The organism is Phormidium pseudopriestleyi FRX01 (assembly GCF_017313335.1).
Classification (GTDB): Bacteria; Cyanobacteriota; Cyanobacteriia; order Cyanobacteriales; family Laspinemataceae; genus Laspinema; species Laspinema pseudopriestleyi.
Genome location: NZ_JAFLQW010000099.1, coordinates 1 through 2,698 on the forward strand (window position 1 = coordinate 1; position 2,698 = coordinate 2,698).

Here is a 2,698-nt window from a genome sequence, read left to right on the forward strand (position 1 = left end):
ATCAGACTTAGGCTTTGGTCTAAGGCTGTGCAAGAATCCCCGTGTCTTTAGACATCGGGAGTGTCAAACTGGAGGCGATCGCGCCTGTATGGAGGCTGGTCCAACCTCTTTCTACGCGCAAGCGCGATCGCGCTTGCGCGTGGACCCTCCACCCACCGATTCCTCGTGAAGTGCGATCTCGCTTGCGCGTGGACCCCACCCTAACCCTCCCCTTGCCAAGGTTCGGGGACCGTTCGTAAAAAACCTACTCTTGTAAGGGATCCGGTAGGGGCTCTCCTCGCTATAAAAAATTTTAACGATAGATGAAAATTTGTAACTTTTTCGGAAAAATGCCCTATTCTATACTATTAGCAGATTTTGAATGGGAGTTTCCCCGGGACCTTCCCCAGAAAACTATCCTGAAAGCTTGCCCTAGATTGGGTTCATTAGCAGTTGTTCATTTTTTAGAACCGACTGAGGCAGTCTGGGTCCTTATTCATGCCTGATTCATTCACCCCTAAATATCCACAATGAAAAACAAAATCGCCAGTTTAGCTGTTTTACTCGCTTTGTCTACCTCTGTTGTAGCCTGCGCTACCGTTGAACCGGAAACCCCTGCTACAACTACCCCTACAGAGGAAGTTCCTGTAGACCAGACAGCCCCCGAAGGTATGGAGACCCCGGCAACGACTCCCGAAGCCACTCCGATGACTCCGGAAACGACTCCGACTACTCCTTAAAACTGAGCAGCGACGGGTGTAGAAATTGGAATAACAACAACTACAAAGGATTAACCTGTTGTAAGGGCCTGAAACTCACGCCCTTGCTCAACTCAACTGAGTCACAAACCCTTGACAAATGTCAAGGGTTATTTTTTGAGAATCTAGGAGAGTTGGGAGTTTTGCACCCTCCTTGAACGGGTGGCGCAGGGTCTGCCGAATCAGGGGGTAAAGTCGGTCACCCCATCAACGGGTTTTGAGTTCAACCTGTGATTTGAGTGGAATTCCGTTGACTTATTTATGACCTAAGACTGATAGAAAAGGGCTGAAAATATGATAGTAAAAGTTAAGAAGATTATCTATTAATTTATATGAGCGATCGCCCCAAACCCCTCTGTCCTAAACTTTCCCATCGCATCCCTTCAATTCAGTTGATTTTAGTCAGCGGAATCCTCCTGGGGATCACTCCACTCGCTGCCGCTTTACCTCCAGCCTCTGATGTTCCCGAGGAAATCTTGCGAACTGAAATTATTACCCAAGGCCGATCGCCCATTGATGGCACACCACTCACCCCCGATGAATATGCCGCATTGCTCGAAAATCCGGCATTTCAAGGGACGATCGCCCCCTACGATGGCAGTCCAACCACGGCGATCGGGCCAATCCCTCCCGGGCAGATCATGATTAATCGCTTGCCCGTGAGAGAATTACTCCGGGTGATTTTTCCGTTTTGAACGTGCCATTTCACTTTACAATCCTTAATATTTCTGGTGTATTGATAGAACAGGACCGACCCATCACCTGAAGCAGAGAGCAAGTGCCTTTTGATGAAAAGCACCGATGCGATCGCGGGTTAAATCCCTTGAACAAGCGTTAGTCCTGTAAAAAAGTTGCTCCCGCTAAGGCGGCGATCGCCAGGGCATTAGGGATCCGGTGTGTGAACCCACTAGCACCCTTCATCGCAGAGACCCAGAACCCTCTAAGATGAAGCCATCATCAACACCCCCACCCGAGGCGATCGCAATATCTAACCCCTGTGCCCTAACCCCATTGCGCGGGTTAATCAACCGCACAGATATCGAAACCCATTCATGAACTGCATTTAGGCAACAAAACATGACCATAACAATCGCCCCGGATCAAGTCAATCAGATCGTTGGAAATCAACATCAAGACCCCTTTGAAATCCTCGGCGCTCATCCCATCCAAGACAACGGCAAAATCTCCCATTGGGCCGTCCGCGCTTACCTCCCCAATGCCGACAGCGTATCCGTCATCGTCCCGGCACAGCGCCAAGAATATCCCATGCAGTCCGTGCATAACCCCCACTTCTTTGAATGCATCATTGAAACCGCTGAACTCGCCAACTACCAATTTCGCATCAAAGAAGGCGACCATGAACGGGTCATGTACGACCCCTACGCCTTCCGGTCCCCCAAACTCACCGACCTCGACATCCACCTCTTCGCCGAAGGCAACCATCATCGCATCTACGAAAAACTCGGTGCTCACACCCTAGAAGTCAACGGCGTTAAAGGCGTCTACTTTGCCGTCTGGGCACCCAACGCCCGTAACATCTCCGTCCTCGGCGACTTCAACCACTGGGACGGACGCAAACATCAAATGGCAAAACGCAGTAACGGCGTCTGGGAACTCTTCATCCCTGACCTCGGCGTCGGCGAACATTACAAATATGAAATCAAAAACTCCGCCGGTCACATTTACGAAAAATCTGACCCCTACGGGTTCCAACAAGAACCCCGGCCCAAAACCGCCTCCATCGTCACCGACCTCGACACCTACACCTGGACCGACCAAAACTGGATGGAAGAACGTCGCAACAGCGACCCCCTCACCAAACCCATCTCCGTCTACGAATGTCATTTAGGCTCCTGGCTCCATGCCTCCGCCTCAGAACCCGCCAAACTCCCCAACGGAGACACCGAACCCGTCGTCATCGTCTCCGAACTCAAACCCGGGGCCAGATTCCTCACCTACCG

General features: G+C 51.1%; 3 protein-coding genes. All 3 read left to right on the plus strand.

The genetic code is table 11. The features are described 5' to 3' along the window. Positions 1-509: 509 nt before the first annotated feature. Positions 510-719, plus strand: coding sequence for a hypothetical protein (locus tag J0895_RS04015; protein ID WP_207086835.1), 210 nt, complete (start codon positions 510-512; stop codon positions 717-719). A 350-nt stretch (positions 720-1,069) separates the two neighbouring features. Then, positions 1,070-1,432 carry a hypothetical protein gene (locus tag J0895_RS04020; protein WP_242541037.1) on the plus strand — a complete coding sequence of 121 codons (363 nt, stop codon included), beginning with the start codon at positions 1,070-1,072 and terminating at the stop codon, positions 1,430-1,432. Positions 1,433-1,814: 382 nt separating this feature from the next. Next, a partial coding sequence (locus J0895_RS04025) for a GlgB N-terminal domain-containing protein (RefSeq protein WP_422894308.1) occupies positions 1,815-2,698 on the plus strand: 884 nt, incomplete at its 3' end.

What these genes read in the sequence shown, in the direction of transcription:
- J0895_RS04020 (WP_242541037.1), top strand. Translation starts at nt 1,070, where the DNA reads ATGAGCGATCGCCCCAAACCCCTCTGTCCTAAACTTTCCCATCGCATC.
- J0895_RS04015 (WP_207086835.1), top strand. Translation starts at nt 510, where the DNA reads ATGAAAAACAAAATCGCCAGTTTAGCTGTTTTACTCGCTTTGTCTACC.